Origin of the sequence: Akkermansia sp. N21169 (assembly GCF_029854675.1) — a bacterium.
In the GTDB taxonomy this organism is placed as follows: domain Bacteria; phylum Verrucomicrobiota; class Verrucomicrobiia; order Verrucomicrobiales; family Akkermansiaceae; genus Akkermansia.
This window is the reverse complement of sequence record NZ_JARWNC010000021.1, coordinates 40,250-57,472: the sequence shown is the minus strand read 5'-3', so window position 1 is coordinate 57,472 and position 17,223 is coordinate 40,250. Positions and strand designations below refer to the sequence as shown.

Here is a 17,223-nt window from a genome sequence, read left to right as displayed (position 1 = left end):
GGAAAACGTCAACATCTTTTGAAAGTTTTTTCTCCACCAAATCTTCAATCACCGCAAAATACTCTCGATATCAATCAGATATAAAAAAATTATTTTTCTCCAACAACTCTACCGTTTATACGATTCACGGTTCGTTTCCACTCCAGACTGTATCTTTTTCCATATTTTGCCTGCCTTCTTGACCCAAGGCACAAAAACAGCCATGATAGAGGCCATGGAATTATTGTCCCTCCAGGAATTGATCGCTCTTCCCGCCGACTCTCCGATAGCCGCGGAAATTCATGTTCAATTGACTCAGTGTCTGAAAAAGACGACTCGGAACAACAAGCCTTATCTGGACGTCACCCTGGCCGACGGAGAACAATCCCTGACGTTGAAAGTCTGGGAGGACAAGCCATGGTTCACCGATTTCATCCAGTCACAGCCAAAATCTTTCCTCTCTATCAAAGGAATTTGGAATAAAAACAGTTACGGGCACGAGGGCAATGATTTGCAAATCCGCCCCCTCTCTCCGGAGGAAACCGATATGCTTTTTTTAGGCAGTCCGGAGTTGAAGAACAAGCAGGATCGCGATTGGGAATCTATCGTGGAGCTGATAGGCAGCATGAGCGACCCCCGCTTACATGCCCTTTGTACCCTATTTTGCACCAAATTCAGAGATCGACTGAAGAGAACGGCAGCCGCCCGCAACTACCATCATGCCCGAAGGGGAGGAATTATCGAACACATCGGGGGGATGATGTGTTGTGCTCACGCGGTTTGTTCCGTGTATCCGGACTTAAACCGCGACCTCGTTCTTGCCGGATGCCTCTTCCACGATTGCGGAAAACTCTGGGAAAATTGCTATCCCGAAGGCGATTTCTCCATGCCTTATACGGAAGTAGGCGAACTGCTCGGCCACATTCCATTCGGCATTGAACTGGTCAATAAACTCTGGGCGGAGATTATGGACAGCCCGGAAAGTTCCGGATGGCTGGCTCTTGACCCTCCATCGGCTCTCGTACGCCTGCACCTCCTGCATATGATTGCTTCCCATCACGGCGAGCTGGCTTTCGGCTCCCCCGTCCCCCCCAAGACACCGGAAGCAGCTGTCCTGCACTACATCGACAACCTTGACGCCAAGGTGGAAATGTTTCGTTCCGCCTACACGACGAGCGAACAACTCTCCCCCCATGTCTTCCAGCGCAAAGCTCCGTTGGCAGGCAACGAAGTCCTCCCTCTGCCCGCCTATACAGAACTTCCCCCGGCACCCGCATACACGGAACCGGAGGAAGAACCAAACGGGGAAACCTTATTCTGACAAAAGCGCCTCATCACTCCTTCAGACACGGAGCGTTTCGACGGCCGTTGCCATTCTTTCCAAAGCATCCAGCATGGAGCTTCGCTGGGTGCCGAAGTTAAACCGTACACACTGGGGAGACCCGAAATCTGCACCATCGTTCAAAAAAACACCGGCTTTCTCTATGAAAAATTCCTGCGGATTGGAAAGCCCCAGTGCCGAGCAATCCAGCCAAGCCAGATAGGTGGCCTGCATCGGCACCATACGAATATCAGGCATGCGGTCGGACACGAACGCATAGAGAGTCTCGCAATTTTTCCGCAGGTAAGCCAGCAGGGCATTGCGCCAAGGTTCCCCCTGTGAATAGGCGGCACGGGCGGACAGGTAGGCGAAACAGTGGATGGAGGGCTGGAGATGGTCGCGCGTGCGATCAAATTTCTTCCGTAATTCCGGGGATGGAATCACAACCATGGTATAGCCGATACCGGCGATATTGTAAGTCTTGCTGGGCGCCGTCATCATGATGGTGCGCTTGAGGTAGCGTTCCGGCAGAGAAACAGCCGTCTCGTGAGTGACCGAGGTATCCATCATGAGGTCACAATGGATTTCGTCCGAGCATAGAATCAAATCATGGCGTTCGCAGAAGTCGGCCACACGCAACACTTCCTCGCGCGACAAAACTTTCCCCAATGGATTCTGAGGGTTGCAGAGAATGAACATCTTCGTGTCCGGGCGTACGGCTTCTTCCATGGCATCCCAGTCGAACAACCATTCTCCCGCTCGGAAAATATGCGGAACTTCGATAGACTCGCATTTGCCATGGGCATGCGCATGACGGATCGGAGGATACACGGGCGTACAGCACATCACCGAGTCTCCGGGATCGCACACGGCCATGACCGATGTGCTCAAGGCCGGAACGCAGCCTCCCATGTGCAGGATCCATGAAGGATCAATATCTGCGCTATGGTTACGCTTCATGTAGGAGACAAGGACGTCCGCCATATCGTCGGGAGGCAGGGTGTAACCGAACACGCCGTGCTCCACCCTGTCCTTGAGGGCATCAATGACACAAGCCGGAGATTGAAAATCCATATCGGCAATCCAGGCCGGCGTCGTTTCGGGATGAAGATCCCACTTGACGCTGTCGGTTTTCCGACGGTTAATACAGCATTCGAAAATAGAGTCGTCGATATTATTGTGCATTGGTTTTAATGATTCAAAAGTTGACTGCCACAACGCAGCAAAACGGTTGCCGAACTCACGGACAAGATCGGCCTCCCTCTCCGGGGGGGGCTGAATTTCACGTGCGAGGCAAGTCATCCTCACCCCCTGGATTCCGCACGGGGTAATCCACTCAAAAGGAGGTAAACTGGAGGGAAGAATATTCATCGCAAAACCATGCATGGAAACCCACTTCCTGACACCCACTCCAATGGAGGCGATTTTCCTGTCCTCCACCCACACCCCGACAAGCCCTTCCCTCAATCCGGCAGCAACCCCCCATTCGGAACACGCCGCAATCAACGTTTTTTCCAAACTCTCCACGTATCGGTGCAAATCACGGTCAAAGGCATCCAAATGGAGAACCGGGTACCCGACAAGCTGACCAGGGCCATGGTAGGTCGCCTGGCCCCCCCTGTTGATCTCACGGACAGGATAGGGAAGATGAGCCGTGTCACGAAGACTCGTCCGGTCACGCGTCCTGCCGATCGTATAAACGGGAGCGTGTTCCAGAAGCAGCAAGTCGGGTTCCTTGCCGGGACATGCCTGATGTTCGGTAACAAGACTTTCCTGCAATTCGAAAACCTCGTCGTAATCACGCAATCCGGGTAACCAAACTACATTCATGAACCCAGAAAAACCAAACAAGCATTAACGACATCCCAACGCCGTCTTATATTGTAGAATCCCAGAACAAATGGATTCGGCAAGGAAATCCCTATAACTTTCCGTGCGAGCCAATGTCGCTTCCCGAGCATTGGAAAGAAAGCCACATTCCACCAAGATAGCTGGATGCTGGATCGTGCAGAGCACCGAATATCTGGCGCGCTTGATCCCGCGGTCAAACGGCCTCATCCCCTTGGTGACGGATTTCTTCCCTCTTATCAAATTCCCCTGTACAGCCGTTGCTAACGCAATATTGGAACTATCTTGCGAATTACCGGCAAGCGCTTCCCGACGCACATTGCGGGACATGGAGGAAGATGTCCCGGCCGGAGCCAAGGTAAAGGTTTCAATGCCATTGGCAGAAGACGAGCCGTCATTGAAATGGATGCTCACAAACACAGCATTGCGGTAACGGTTGGCAATTTGTACGCGTTCCTGAAGGGTCAGATAACGGTCAGTCTCTCGTGTCATGACCACCTTGTAACCAGCCTTGAGCAATTTACTGCGTAAAAGACGCGCAACTTGAAGATTAAGGTCTTTTTCCAAAGACACTCTATTTCTGGCTCCACTGTCATGACCTCCGTGTCCCGGATCAATTATTACAGTATCCAGCATTCTGCCATTACGAATATATTTAGGGCGTAGAACCGGATCGACAATCTTCGTCACATCAATCCGCGAAATAAGAAGTCCTTTGACCGGATCCTCAGCAATCGGATAGGAAAGTACAAATTTGACACCGTTCATGTACATATCCTGAGAGGCAGGTCGTACCTTGAGCCGATACTCCTTCATTTCGTACACCCGCGAGGAACCTTCCTTTTTCTCCAGAGAAAACCCGTAGAAGGAGCGCAAACTGGACATCGTCACGTAGGAGATCCCATTCTTTTCGACAAAGTCCCACCCCAAGGCACGTGCTCCCATTGCCACAAGAACCAGGGCAACGCAGCAAAAGACCATGAATGTATGTCTGAAACCTGCCATACGGAGAGAGATTGACTAAAATTATCGTTTTTCACTTCCTGTCTCAAGAGGAAAATAAGAGCTTTCACAAATTTCACGGCTTGATTTCTTAAAAAATATACAGAAATATGCAAATGTGAGCATTCCTACAAACCTTGAAGCATTCAGGAAGACCGTTCTGACAAGGCCTCTCCTGTTTGCCGCCTTGGCGCTAGTTACGGGAATTATGGCCGGAAACGGTTCCCGGGGATGGATTGCCGCAGGCCTCCTGATTTCCTTTTTTCCCATAGCAGTCAGCCAATGGAGGCTCGCCATCCTCTGTCTTCTCTGCGTCCTTGCCGGATGTCTGCGGATGGACAGTCTTCAGAGGCAATCGGCCATGTCGTTCACATCCCGCCTGAACAATCCGGATACCATTACCTCAGTCACAGGATCCATTACAAGAATCTACACCTCGACAGCATGGCTGGAAACCGATGACAACCATGAAAAGCTGGAAATCCGTTTCCCGGAAACATCTTCCCCATCCATCGGAGAACACTGGACCTTCCGGGGCATGGCTATTCCTATTGATCCTCCCCGTACTCCGGGAGCCTTCGACCGCCGCTCCTGGCTGCTCAGCAATGGAATCGCTTGCCGGTTCAACGCCTTCGAAGGAAGTCTGTCCGGAAAAGGACATTTCAAAAGCCGGCTACTGGCCCTCTCCGAAAAATGCCGCCATGCCGTTGCCAGCATTCTATCCGAACACGGAGCCAGGAAAGACATCCCGACGCAAATTATGATTTCGGTGCTCCTCGGGGATAAAACATCACTTTCGAACGATGTCATGGACGACTTCCGCACCAGTGGCAGCCTCCATATTTTCGCAGTCAGCGGACTCCATGTCGGCCTGGCCGCCGCCATCCTCTTCTTCTTTCTCTACCTCCTGCCCATTCACCCGATCAAAGCCAAAGCCCTCTCTCTGATTTTGCTGGCCGTGTACGTATTCATCACCGGCATGCCAACCTCCGCCGTCCGCGCCTACATCATGATTGCCTTTTTCGTGCTGGGAATGTGTCTCCGCAGGGAAACCCATCCACTCAACACCCTGGCCCTGGCAGCCATCGTCATCCTGTGCGTAGATCCACGGCAATTATTCACCCCCGGATTCCAGCTTTCCTTTCTGATTTTCGGAGCTATTGTCCTGACTGCCGGACTGGAAAACCGCTTACGGCCCTGGTGGAATCCCGATCCCTTCATCCCTCCCAAAATCTACTCCGCCACAGAACGATTCCTCGTCCGCCAGGAACGCAACACAAGATTGATTCTGGCGGTTTCCTTTGCCTGCTGGCTGGTTTCCATTCCCATTACTGCCGTTCACTTCGGAACGTTCAACTTGTATTCTACGCTAGCCAATCTCCTCATGGCGCCGTTCCTCGCTCCCTTGATGGGATTCAGCATATTAAGCATCCTCATGCACTGGCTCCCCATGGCCTCAGCACTATTCAACGCCTGCGCCCGCGTCCCTGCCGCCATTCTGCTCTCCGTCTCGCAATGGATTGCCGGCCAACCCAATGCCCTTATGCCCTGGACGAACGGAGCCTCTCCCTCCGAAGCCATCGTCCTGGCTCTGCCGGGACAAGCGTATTGCATCGCCCTAGGCAACCCCGGAATTCTCATCAATTGCGGCAACGAATACGCCGCCCGACAAATCGTCACTCCGGCTCTCAGAACCTGCGGTTTCCTGCCCCGTTACCTGATATTGACACAGGCCTCACTTCCTCTGACCGGAGGCAGGCAAGCCCTGTTGCAACAGTGGCCGGACATCCAACAGCTGGATATCTCCCGCATGACAGACACAAAACCGGTCATCCTCCGGCACAAACGCTCCGGATGTTTCACCATTTATCCGGCCCATAAAATCTTCTCCACCGGTATCGCCGCAGACAATACTCCGACCATCCTGTGGGAAAACCACGGGAAACGTCTTCTTTTCATTGGAGATGCCCCCATGAGCAACCTTCTCATGCTGCCGGAACACTCCATCCACGCGGATGTTATCCTTATCGGTCGCAACCGTCACGATCCTATAGACGCCCCCGAATGGATACTCCGAACCGGAGCCAGGGATATCGTTTGCCTTGGGGAACGGGAACCGGCATTCGACCTGCTTCCCAACTCCGTCAGAATCCATCACCTCACATCACACAATACACTAATAATAAATATGAATCATAATTCTCCATCCGTTACCCCATGGCGAAATAACGAGTTGGGACATGAAATTTTTCCACCTTCAACGGCAGGCCTTTACTCTCTTACAACCGAACCGTAAAGGGTAAATCCCGTCGATTCTTCAATCTTCACCGGCACGATTTCTCCTATCATCGCGGACAAGCCGTCCAGAATGACAGGCTTATTCTGGGACGTACGGCCCGTCAACCTTTCGCGGTTTGTTTTGGACGGGCCTTCGACAAGAACCTCCTGCTCCGTTCCTACCAATGCATTATTGCGCTCCACGGCAATTGCATTGACAACCGCCAGGAGATCCTGATTTCGCGCCTCCTTGACACGTTCCGGCAATTGTCCGTCCATCTCGGCAGCGGGCGTTCCGCGACGGGGAGAATAGCGGAAAATAAAGGCGTTGTCGTAGCGGATGCGCTCCACCGCCCGGCGCGTTTCCAGATAATCCTCTTCGGTTTCACCGGGGAAACCAACAATAATATCCGTCGTAATCGCCAGATCAGGTCGTGCGGCTCGCATTTTTTCGCATAATTCCATGTAGGCTTCATTCCTGTATGGACGGCGCATAAGCTTCAGGATGCGGTCGCTTCCGCTCTGCATCGGAAAGTGGATGTGGCTGCACAGTTTAGGCAGGTACGTATACGCCCGAACCAAGTCATCACGGAACCCGATGGGATGTGGCGACGTGTAGCGAATGCGTTTCAGTCCCTCAATGTCGTGGATCCGTTCCAGCAGACGGACAAAAGCCGACTTGCCTTCCTCAAGGCCGAATTGGCGCCCGTACCTGTTGACGATCTGTCCGAGAAGGGTGACCTCTTTGACCCCGTTGTCCACCAGCATCTTCACCTCATCCACCACGTCGCCGATCGGACGGCTGCGCTCCGCCCCGCGCGTGTACGGAACGATGCAGTAAGAACACTTCATGTCACAACCCTGCATGATGGAAACAAAAGCCGAAGAACGGACACCGGGATCGACATGATCCCGGATGGCATTCTGGGAATCCTCCTCCTCGTCTACATCACAGACGTGGGAACCCTGAAGGGAAAGCGCCAGATTATCCATCCGGCGTTCAAGACGGCTTTTCAGGATATCGTCCACATAGCGGAAAACCTTGTGGTACTTCTGCGTCCCGATGACGAGATCCAGATGAGGGAGTGATGAGAACAACTCATCCCGGCGGCTTTGGGCCATACACCCCATCATGGCATAGACGACATGGGGACGGTTTTTCCGAAACTTGCCCATAATGCCCATTTTCCCAAGAGCCTTCTGTTCCGCCTGATCACGCACCGAACACGTATTGATCAGGATGGCATCAGCCTCTTCCTCTTGATCCGTAATCGTATAGCCTCCCTGAATGAACATGCGGGCCACCTGTTCGGAGTCGCGCTCGTTCATCTGGCAGCCGTATGTCTTGATGTAAACCTTGGGCATGGAAATGGAAAGTTTGGATTCTTCAGCCGCGTACAAGCGTCACGACGCATTCCAGATGCTTCGTCTGCGGGAACAAGTCAAAGGGCTGAACGGACGTCACCCGGTAACCGGCTTTGTCAAATTCCGCCAAGTCACGTATCTGGGTTGACGGATTGCAGGACACATAAACCACCTTGGCCGGGGCAAATGCAAAAAGCTGGGTCAGGAAGTTCAAATCGCATCCCTTCCTGGGAGGGTCGATGACGACAGCCGTCTTGCCGGACGGAAAAGTCACCTGTTCGAAAATGGCACTCGCATCCGCGGCAAGGAACTCTGCATGGTCGATTCCGTTCGTCCGGGCATTGCTGCGGGCCCAATCAGCCGAACTTTCGCTCACCTCAACCCCCAGTACTTTTTTGAACCGGGAGGCAAGCGTCAAGGCAAACAACCCGGAACCGCAATAGGCATCCACCAGATATTCTTCCCCACCGGAGGAGGCTTCATCTGCCACATACGATGTAAACAAGGGCAGAATGTACGGATTATTTTGGAAGAAGTCTCCAGCCAGGAAATGGAATTCGAGGTTCCCTACCTTTTCGGAAGCGATACTCCCGTTATTGGTAATAACCGTCCCCTCGGAAGCCCTCATCAGGATGGTCGCCCCTTTCTTGAACTGGGATGCCGCTTTCTGATAGTTCTTCCGCACTTGCGGCAAAGCCTCGTTGATACATTCCAGAGCGATTTCACACTGCGGCACATCGACAATATCACGCCGGGAACCAACCCTCAGGAAGCCAATCGGCCCCAGGCCTGCCTGAGAATTCTTCGGCTTGTCGAAATGGGGGGTAATTTTCGAACGGTAGTGATAACGGACGGGCGAGGCTATCGCCGGCTTGACGTCAAGCGTCAGCCCGGCCTGCAAACGCAACAGGTCGGCAACCTGGCGGGTCTTCCACTCCAGTTGCTTGTCGTAGGAAAGATGCTGATACTGACAGCCTCCGCAAAAACCGAACAACCTGCATTGCGGCTCCACCCGGTCAACAGACGGAGTCAGTACCTCAACCAAATCGGCGGAGGAACAATTCTTGTCATTGCGCCACACCCTGGCCTTCACACGATCACCGGGAAGGGCAAACGGGACAAAAATCACCCAGCCGTTGTCACGGGCAATGCCCTCTCCGGAATTAGACAATGATTCAATCTCCAATTCCAGTTCATGATGATAAGGGTATGGCTCGGGATGAAATTTTTTCGGGGGTTGTATATCGGCCATGAGTCAATGGGAAAGAATAATCGAGGAGTAGGGAAATGAATCAAAAAGTAGAAACGGGAGAAGGCGAAGCAGCCGCAGGATTGATCTTGCCATCCAACGTCAGAGGCAGAACATCGGGAAGAGTCGGAGTCCGGAGACCGTTCGGAACCTCTCCGGGGAGCGGCCCAGAAGGAATGGCGTAATCATCCGGATCGGCGGACGGATCCCGGACTTCGGAAGGCAACGACAAAATTCCAAGGGAACCGGAAGCCCCCGCCCCCTGGCTGCCGGGCAAGACAACGGGAACCACCCGGCTGTCCTCTCCATCCTTTTTGTCAGGAGAGGCTGCAGGCTGTTCAGGAGCAACCTTCGCCTCTCCATCGCTGGCAGGAGGCGTCTGGTTTGTGGAGCAGGAAGAGAAGGACAGACTCAGCAGTGCTCCGGCAATGAACGTCACGTGTCTCATGAGGCCTGATTGTTGCAAGAGGGAGGCCGGGACGCAACACCAATGTCACTCCTTCATTCATTTTTACCATCAATGCCGGTGAATATGATGGCACGGGTCGAAGAGATCGTGTTCAATAGATTCATCCATATGCACCCGACTATGAAAAATGGCACTGTTTACCTGGTAGGCGCCGGTCCCGGAGATCCCGGACTCATGACCGTCAAAGGCAAAGAATTGATCGAAGCTGCCGATGTCCTCGTTTACGACGCTCTCATCTGCCCCGACATCCCGACGTGGGCACCTTCCGGATGCGAACGCATATACGTCGGCAAGCGCTCTTCCAACCATGCCCTTCCGCAGAATGAAATCAACCGTCTCCTTGTCCGTAAAGCCCAAGAGGGGAAAAACGTCGTACGCCTCAAAGGAGGAGATCCCATGGTTTTCGGACGAGGAGGAGAAGAAGCCGAAGCTCTCCAGCAAGAAGGGATTCCCTTCGAAATCGTTCCCGGCATCACATCGGCCATCGCCGGCCCGGCCTACGCCGGCATTCCGGTCACACACAGGAAGCATTGCACCCAATTCACCGTCTTCACCGGCCACGAATCGCCCGATAAACGGGAATCCATACTTGACCTCGAAGGGATTGCCAAAGCAAGCGGCACCAAAATCATCCTCATGGGCATGAGCCGCCTCGGCGAAATCATGAAAGGCCTCATTGCCTGCGGGCAAAATGCCGACACTCCTGCCGCAGCTATCCAATGGGCCACTACAGGACGTCAGAAAACGGTTGCCGGTTCCGTCAAAACACTAGACCAACTCGTCCGGAAAGCCGGACTGTCATCACCGGCCGTCATCGTCATCGGCGATGTCGTCCAGGAACGCGCGTCTATCAATTGGTTTGAAAAACTGCCACTCTTCGGCAAACGCATCGTCGTCACCCGGACAAGGAAACAAGCCGGAGGTCTCAGCAAAAAACTCCGTTCACTGGGTGCCGATGTCATTGAGCTGCCCACCATCCAGATCACCGATCCGACCGATATCAGGAGCTTCGCTGAAACTGTCGTCGATGCCCACTCTTACGAATGGCTCATTTTCTCCAGTCCGAACGGCGTCGAACGATTCTTCAAAGCCTTCTTCGCCGCTTTCAACGATATCCGCCACATCGGAGGAGCCCGCATTGCCGCCATCGGCCCGGGAACGGCAGCCAAACTTAAGGAATACGGACTTGCTGTCGACCTCATGCCTCAGAAATCCGTTGCGGAAAGCCTGGTCAAGGCCTTCAAAGATGCCCGACCGGAAATCGGAGGCATCGAACACAGGACCATACTGTGGATCCACGCCGAAGGAGCAAGAAACGTCATCGCCACGGGACTTGCCGACATGCAAGCCATCGTCGACGAATGTATCGCCTATAAGACAGTCGCCGAAACGGACGACATCCAGGGAGCCCAGGAACGCCTCCGCCACGATGGGGCGGATATCATCACCTTCACTAGTTCTTCTACGGCGGAAAACTTCTTCAAGCTTGATCTTCCCTGGCCGGACAAATGCAAGGCAGCCAGCATCGGCCCCGTTACGACCAAGGCTCTTACGGAACTTGGTCATGCACCTTCCATCAAGGCTTCGCAATACGATATCGACGGACTTGTGACCGCCATCGTCAAAGCCGTCGGCAAGAAGTAACCGTCCCAATCCCATCCCACGGAAACATAAAGGGCGAAGAGGGTACTCCCTCTTCGCCCTGAAAATGTCGGTACGTTGCAGAAATAGCCTTAACGCAACCCCATGATCTCCAACTCCGCATTATTCTGCGTTCTGGCGATATTCTTGAGCAGCAGTTCCAAGCCTTCCCAGCCGGGCAGCACGGCCAACTGGCGGCGTACCTGGAGGATCTTCTGGAACTCCTGTTCGTTATACAGGCGGTCATCATTACGAGTACCGCTCTGACTCAGACTGATAGCGGGATAAATTCTGCGTTCGGACAATTCCCTGTCCAACCGGATTTCCATATTCCCCGTTCCCTTGAATTCTTCAAAAATCACTTCATCCATACGGGATTCCGTGTCGACAAGACAGGTCGCCAAAATCGTCAGGCTGCCCCCCTCTTCCACATTGCGGGCAGCTCCAAAGAATTTTCTCGGTTTTTCCAGAGCATTGGAACCAAGGCCACCGGACATAATGCGACCTCCGCTCTGGTTAGCATTATAGCCACGCGACAGGCGCGTCAGGGAATCCAGAAGAATAACAACGTCCTTCCCCTGCTCCACCAGACGCTTGGCCCGTTCAATCACCAGATCGGAAACCTGGGCATGGCGGCGCGAAGGTTCATCGAACGTAGAGGCAAACACGGACACTCCCACCGTTTCTTCAAAGTCCGTCACTTCCTCCGGCCGTTCATCAAGCAAGAGGACAATCAGTTCAATATCACGGTAATTGGCGTGAATCGAACGTGCGATCGTCTTGAGCAAAATCGTCTTTCCTCCACGGGGGGGAGCCACAATCAAGCCGCGCTGGCCCTTGCCGAAGGGAGTCACCAGATCCAGAACCCGCATCGCCGGTGAATCGATTTCTTTATTCTCCAGAATAATGCGTTCCCGCGGAAACAACGGCGTCAATTTGTCAAAGTCCTTCACGGCGCGATATTCCTCGACAGGGATACCCTCCACCTCCAGCACTTCGCAAGCAGACAGATATTTGTCATGCGGACGCAACCGGCGCAAACGAACCTTGACCATATTACCGACTTTCAGGCCATGTCTCCGAATCAACTCACCCGATACATAAATATCATCGGGAGACGTGCGAAAACTCTTCACCGGATCACGCAACATGGCATAATTATCCTTGGCCTGCTCCATGACTCCCTCTACAACCAGGTCACGCCCTTCACGCAGATACAAGCGGCCCAATTCAAAAACCAATTGGGATTTCGTCAGTCCGCCGATATTGCGAAGCGAAGTATTTTCGGCCATTTGCTGGAGCTCCGTCATGGAATGCAGCCTCAGTTCATTCACGGAAAGAATGGGCAACGGCTCCACAGAAGAGACAGCTTCCGCAATTTGTGAAGGTTGGACACTATCTGCATATTCGGGACTCGCCCCATCTGTTGGGACAATAGTTTCCACAGCTCCCGCCGGAACGACGTCCTGGACGGGGTCCTCCTGATCAAGGTTCAATTCCTGTTGTTCTTCATTCATGAAAAAAATGATGATATAAACGTTCTGTCTGGCTGTAGAGGAGAGATTCGGGTCCTTCATTCCAAAGAACCATGTCCGCCCGAGCCAGCTTTACGGATAATGGCAACTGAGCTGAAAGAATCGACTGGATCAATTCACCGCCAAATCCGTTTCGTCTGGCTAAACGCATACGCTGGGTTTCCGGAGATACACCCACGACACATACCGCGTCTTGACCATAATCCGCCCCTCCTTCGAAAAACAGAGGGACATCAATGACAAAACCCTTAACAGCTTCATTCTGCCGCATGGCATCCACCCGTGCAAGACATTCTTGTTGCAGTACCGGGTGGATTAACGCCTCCAGGCGGGAACGTTCCTCCGGATTTCCAAAAACGAGTTCCCGTAACCAGGAACGATTGACGGAACCGTCGGCCTGCAGGCAATCCGGTCCAAAGGCTTCCAACAACAGAGGCGCCACGCTACCGCTTTCATAGAGACGTCCCACTTCTCTGTCACAGTCAAAACAGACAATCTTCCCATTCCCCAGAGCCAACAAATGCCGGAGAACGGTCGACTTACCGGAGGCCACCCCTCCTGTCAATACAAGCACTTTCATCATCATTGCGATAGATTGGCTTTCTTCTTCCTATCGTTCGGATCACGTTCATCCCACAGAATAAAAAGCAGGCACAGGATAACCTGTGCCTGCCTGCAAAACAAGCCGTATGGCTGGCAATCTCCTTCGATTACGGAACCGGCGGAAGAAGGCCGGAATCAGCTCCACCGATCATGGCGGTATCGCCAGGGGAGGCAGGGGTATCCGAAGCGCCACGACCACGAATCGGCTGGCCGGTAGCATCAATGATCTGACCTGTCACGAAGATCATCAGATTCTTCTTGATGTGGCTTTCGGAATTACCGCGGAAGAAGCGGCCGACAAAGGGAAGATCACCGAAGATCGGTACCTTGTCTTCAACCATCTGGACATTTTCGGAAATCAAACCACCGATGGCAACCGTGTGACCGTCGTAAACGAACAGGCTGGTCTTCACGCTACGAGTGGAGAAGATGGGCTGTTCAATACGGTTATCCGTCAACGTGATGGAAACGGGCTGACCGTCGCTGCCGACACCAGTGGACTGAATCGGACTACCGTAGTTGACGAATCCTTCGAACTCAATAATGGAAGGTTCGAAGCCCATTTCAATCACATAGTCGTTTTCACCGACCTGGGGTTGCACCTTGAGAGTCACACCAACAGGTTTCATTTCGAATTCCGTCGGAGTCGTCGGCGTCACCGGGAACGAGTTCACGGTGGGCTGGCTCGAACCAGTCAAACCGTCGAGAATCGACGACGAACCACGATAACTGTCATTGTAGTTGTTACCCGTACTCTGGGGAAGTTGCGGGGGTTCGAATGCAGTCGGGTAGATAAACTCGCGAATAATCTGGATGGTTGCTTCATCACCGGGCTTGGCCGTCACGCTGGGAGCCGTCAAAACATCGGAACCCTTCTTCTGGTTCAATCCACGCATAATAGCCTGGAAAGCACCTTCATCGTAAATACCGGTCATGGACAGAATGCCGGGAGCCGGATTAATAGCAGTAGCTTCCGTACGATTCTGAGTACGCAACAAGTTATCGATGCCGTCTCTGGAAATGGCAGCGCTACCGGAGCGGACACCACCTGTAGCGAGACCGTTCAGGTTATTAGCCGAATTGATCGGCCAATTGCCGACATTCGAGTTCGGAGCAGAAACGAAGTCATTGGACGTCAAGCCGGAACTGGAACCATTGCCACCACCGACAAAGAGGGAACGGGAATCATTGGCGGAGAACGGAGTCACCACCCAGTCAAAGCTGAGTTCATCCGTGTTTTCCTGAGTGATTTCCACAAACTTGGTCATGATTCTGACCTGCTTGTTCTTGCCCTTCAGGTTTTCAATCAACTGCTCAACCATATCGAGGTTGGCCGTGGAGTTGCGCACCAAAAGGGTGGAGTTACCTGCGAAGTAGGAAGCAGAAGCTCCATCAGGGAAGGAAACGCCAGCGTTCTTCAACAAGGTCGTCACCGGGGGCCGAGGACGGATGCTGGAGGAACCACCGGATGACGATGTATCGGCAAACGGATCGGCCGCTGCACCGTCTCCGGATTCACCGGAAGCGGAATCCAGAGAGGAAATAAAGTTCGGCGGAACAGTGAACGTACGGGTGTAGAAATCCGTATCATTGCCACCGGCAGGAAGAATAGCGACAGCATAGTCTTCCACCTTATAACGCAGACCGGCATTCTGGCAGATGAATTTCAGCACTTCGATCATCGGAACGTTGCGCAACTTGAGCTGCTTGATACGCTTGGTCTTGAGCTCAGGAGCGGGAGCGGGAGCGGGTGTTCCGGCATCGGCCCCTTCGGTTCCTTCGTCAAAGGAAAGATCAAGAGAGGTTTCGGTAGGAGCGGGACTGCCGCCAGCCTGGGAATCACTGATCACAAAGTTGATACCGCGTTCGCCATTCGCACCGGGATTATTATCAAGCTGCTGGGAACGGTTTCTCAGGAATTCAATGGCTTCTTCAACAGTCGTGTCCTCAAAATCGACAACAGGAATGATGATCGACTTGAGTTTCATCGTATTGGCCGTAGCACCATATGCTTCCACCGGCTGGGAACTGCTATTGTCGCCATCTGTAGGCACTTCCAGAGGAAGAGGAGTTTCCCAAGCCTTGGTTACTTCGGCGAGCATTTCGGCACGAGTCTGATCGTAGGCGGCACGGTAGTACTGGTCGCGGCGGCGATCCACCGTTTCCATACCACGACGGGCGGCCGTATTGTACGGATCAATGCGGAGCACTTGCTGGAATTTGCTCTTGGCAGCGTCAAACTGCCCCAAGTCAAAGAACCCGTATGCCATGCGGAGCTGCTTGTTGACTTCTTCCACATCCTTGACGTACTGAGGAGTCTTGGCCGGATTCGTGCGGACAGGATCGTCCAGGTAATCAAGTTCACGCTGGGCAAGCTTGTTGCAGGGGTTGATCTTGAGCGCATCCATGAGAAGCTGGCGGGCTTCGTCATACTGGCCGATCTTCACATACTGCTGGGCAAGGGCAACGCTGGCTTCCCCAATGCTTTGAACAATGAAAGCGCGGCGGGAATCCGTAACGGGAGCCTTGGGCAGAATGTCGAGAGCACGGTTGTATTCATCCAGAGCTTCCTTGTACTTCTGGTCGCGATAGTACTGGCGGCCTTTTTCCAAGGTACTCATGGACTCCTGCGTGCGTTCTTCACGACGAGCCTGAGCCCTGCGGGCGATATCGGACTGACCACCGCCATAGTAACCGGCGGCAGAGGTACCGGCGGCGCTGGAGGCGCCTACGGCTCCGTAGTCACCGGCCTGCACAAAGGGGCAGGAGGCAGCGATGGCCATCAAAGCGATGAGGCTTCGCTTGGAATGATAGAGAGGTGCTTGATCCATAGTTAGGTAATTCTTTTTGCAGATTTTCGAGATTTGTGAAGCTTTTTTTTCAGAAAAGCGCCGATTTGTTTATTATTTGCTCAGGTTCCAGGTTCTGTTCTTGCCATCGATTTCGGCTTTGAGAATAGCCGATCTCGACTTAAGGTCAACGGTTTCCAAAGTGTAAACCGTCTTGTCGTCACCAGGAATCGTGAAAGTTTTTCCTTCTTCAACCTTGATGGTTTCACCAGACTTGGGTCCGGCGGAAATAGTTAACTCAACCGATTTATCTTGGATAACGGCAGGATATTTATTCCCCTTCCGGATCTCGTAAATGGTTCCTGCTTTCGTGGGTTTTAAATCTTCCACGATAGCAACAGACTCATTTTCCTTGATTCCGGTTTTGGACTCAAATTCCTTTTTGGTTACTTCCTTCAACTTGAAGCGCCCCGGATCCTGCACGGCAGGTTTACCTTCTTTGGGCGTGGGCATGGTGGCGTCAACTTTAACGTCTTCACGCCACAATGTGGCACCATTACGCGCCAGCGCCTTGAAGGTGTAGTCGGGAGGCATGTCGTCGGAAGAGAACACGAGCTGATAGCCGGTAGCAGAAAAGCCGGTCAAGCCAAGTTTGGCAATCAGCAGAGGATGACTGTTGGGGTCTTTAGGATTCGTCTTGGCTTCGAATTCCTCTCGAATTGTAAATCCATCTCCATCGGGATCCTGCGTCAGCGCATCAGAAAAACGGAGGATATCCGCCAAGCCGTTCTCCAGGAACCATGTATTGGGAATCGGAGGATGAATGGGAGGTCCGGCATTAATATCGATCGGAGTCGTATCACCAGACTTCAACCACAGTTCCGGAGCAACGAACAGATCGAAATTCTGAGCACCAACCTTGGGGCGTTTGATCTCATGATTTTCGTTCAGATAAGCCTCCAGCTCCAAGGACTGATCCACTCCGGGAACGGATACCTTGTTACTGGAAACGGCCGTGTCTACCTTGTAGGTCTCATCGAGATTGACATAGGTCAATGCGCCAACACCGAGACCTGCCAGGCCCAGGATTCCGCCGACAGCAAGAGCTACTTTATCGTATTTTTCTGAAAAAGACATAACTTGAT

At 53.0% G+C, this 17,223-nt stretch carries 12 protein-coding genes; 3 read left to right on the top strand and 9 right to left on the bottom strand.

What is annotated here, in order from left to right:
* Nucleotides 1-202 precede the first annotated feature (202 nt).
* The gene (locus QET40_RS00560; protein WP_280125220.1) at nucleotides 203-1,300 is read left to right on the top strand and encodes an HD domain-containing protein; all 1,098 of its coding nucleotides are present in this window, start codon (nucleotides 203-205) and stop codon (nucleotides 1,298-1,300) included.
* 21 nt (nucleotides 1,301-1,321) lie between these two features.
* On the opposite strand, the gene lipB is transcribed toward QET40_RS00560, so the two are convergent.
* A complete protein-coding gene (gene lipB / locus QET40_RS00555) occupies nucleotides 1,322-3,130 on the bottom strand; it encodes a lipoyl(octanoyl) transferase LipB (RefSeq protein ID WP_280125219.1) in 1,809 nt (602 codons plus the stop codon).
* A gap of 24 nt (nucleotides 3,131-3,154) precedes the next feature.
* Nucleotides 3,155-4,129 (bottom strand): N-acetylmuramoyl-L-alanine amidase, encoded by a 975-nt coding sequence (locus tag QET40_RS00550; RefSeq protein WP_280125218.1) that lies wholly within the window; start codon nucleotides 4,127-4,129, stop codon nucleotides 3,155-3,157.
* A 139-nt stretch (nucleotides 4,130-4,268) separates the two neighbouring features.
* Here QET40_RS00550 and QET40_RS00545 point away from each other — a divergent pair, with 139 nt between their 5' ends.
* Nucleotides 4,269-6,446, top strand: a complete 2,178-nt coding sequence (locus QET40_RS00545) for a ComEC/Rec2 family competence protein (protein WP_280125217.1) — start codon at nucleotides 4,269-4,271, stop codon at nucleotides 6,444-6,446.
* Here the strand turns inward: QET40_RS00545 and miaB are convergent.
* The 3 genes from miaB to QET40_RS00530 are packed head-to-tail and all read right to left on the bottom strand — an operon-like array spanning nucleotide 6,422 to nucleotide 9,489.
* On the bottom strand, nucleotides 6,422-7,792 hold the full coding sequence (gene miaB, locus QET40_RS00540) for a tRNA (N6-isopentenyl adenosine(37)-C2)-methylthiotransferase MiaB (RefSeq protein ID WP_280125216.1): 1,371 nt from the start codon (nucleotides 7,790-7,792) through the stop codon (nucleotides 6,422-6,424). The two genes, QET40_RS00545 and miaB, sit on opposite strands and share 25 nt — an antisense overlap.
* A 22-nt stretch (nucleotides 7,793-7,814) precedes the next feature.
* A complete protein-coding gene (locus tag QET40_RS00535) occupies nucleotides 7,815-9,044 on the bottom strand; it encodes a class I SAM-dependent RNA methyltransferase (protein ID WP_280125215.1) in 1,230 nt (409 codons plus the stop codon).
* Nucleotides 9,045-9,084: 40 nt separating this feature from the next.
* The gene (locus QET40_RS00530; RefSeq protein WP_280125214.1) at nucleotides 9,085-9,489 is read right to left on the bottom strand and encodes a hypothetical protein; all 405 of its coding nucleotides are present in this window, start codon (nucleotides 9,487-9,489) and stop codon (nucleotides 9,085-9,087) included.
* Between the two features lie 141 nt (nucleotides 9,490-9,630).
* On the opposite strand from QET40_RS00530, the gene cobA reads away from it, so the two are divergent.
* Nucleotides 9,631-11,154 carry a uroporphyrinogen-III C-methyltransferase gene (cobA, locus tag QET40_RS00525; protein ID WP_280125213.1) on the top strand — a complete coding sequence of 508 codons (1,524 nt, stop codon included), beginning with the start codon at nucleotides 9,631-9,633 and terminating at the stop codon, nucleotides 11,152-11,154.
* A gap of 89 nt (nucleotides 11,155-11,243) precedes the next feature.
* Here cobA and rho read toward each other — a convergent pair whose 3' ends face one another.
* The 4 genes from rho to QET40_RS00505 all read right to left on the bottom strand — a co-directional run bounded on the left by rho (nucleotide 11,244) and on the right by QET40_RS00505 (nucleotide 17,215).
* Nucleotides 11,244-12,668: a transcription termination factor Rho gene (gene rho / locus QET40_RS00520; protein ID WP_280125212.1), complete on the bottom strand. Its 1,425-nt coding sequence runs from the start codon at nucleotides 12,666-12,668 to the stop codon at nucleotides 11,244-11,246.
* Nucleotides 12,661-13,272, bottom strand: coding sequence for a dephospho-CoA kinase (gene coaE / locus QET40_RS00515; protein WP_280125211.1), 612 nt, complete (start codon nucleotides 13,270-13,272; stop codon nucleotides 12,661-12,663). The genes rho and coaE overlap by 8 nt, the downstream gene beginning before the upstream one ends.
* 124 nt (nucleotides 13,273-13,396) lie before the next feature.
* Nucleotides 13,397-16,120: an Amuc_1098 family type IV pilus outer membrane protein gene (locus tag QET40_RS00510; protein ID WP_280125210.1), complete on the bottom strand. Its 2,724-nt coding sequence runs from the start codon at nucleotides 16,118-16,120 to the stop codon at nucleotides 13,397-13,399.
* Nucleotides 16,121-16,192: 72 nt separating this feature from the next.
* Nucleotides 16,193-17,215, bottom strand: a complete 1,023-nt coding sequence (locus QET40_RS00505; protein ID WP_280125209.1) for an Amuc_1099 family pilus-like system protein — start codon at nucleotides 17,213-17,215, stop codon at nucleotides 16,193-16,195.
* Between the last annotated feature and the right edge of the window lie 8 nt (nucleotides 17,216-17,223).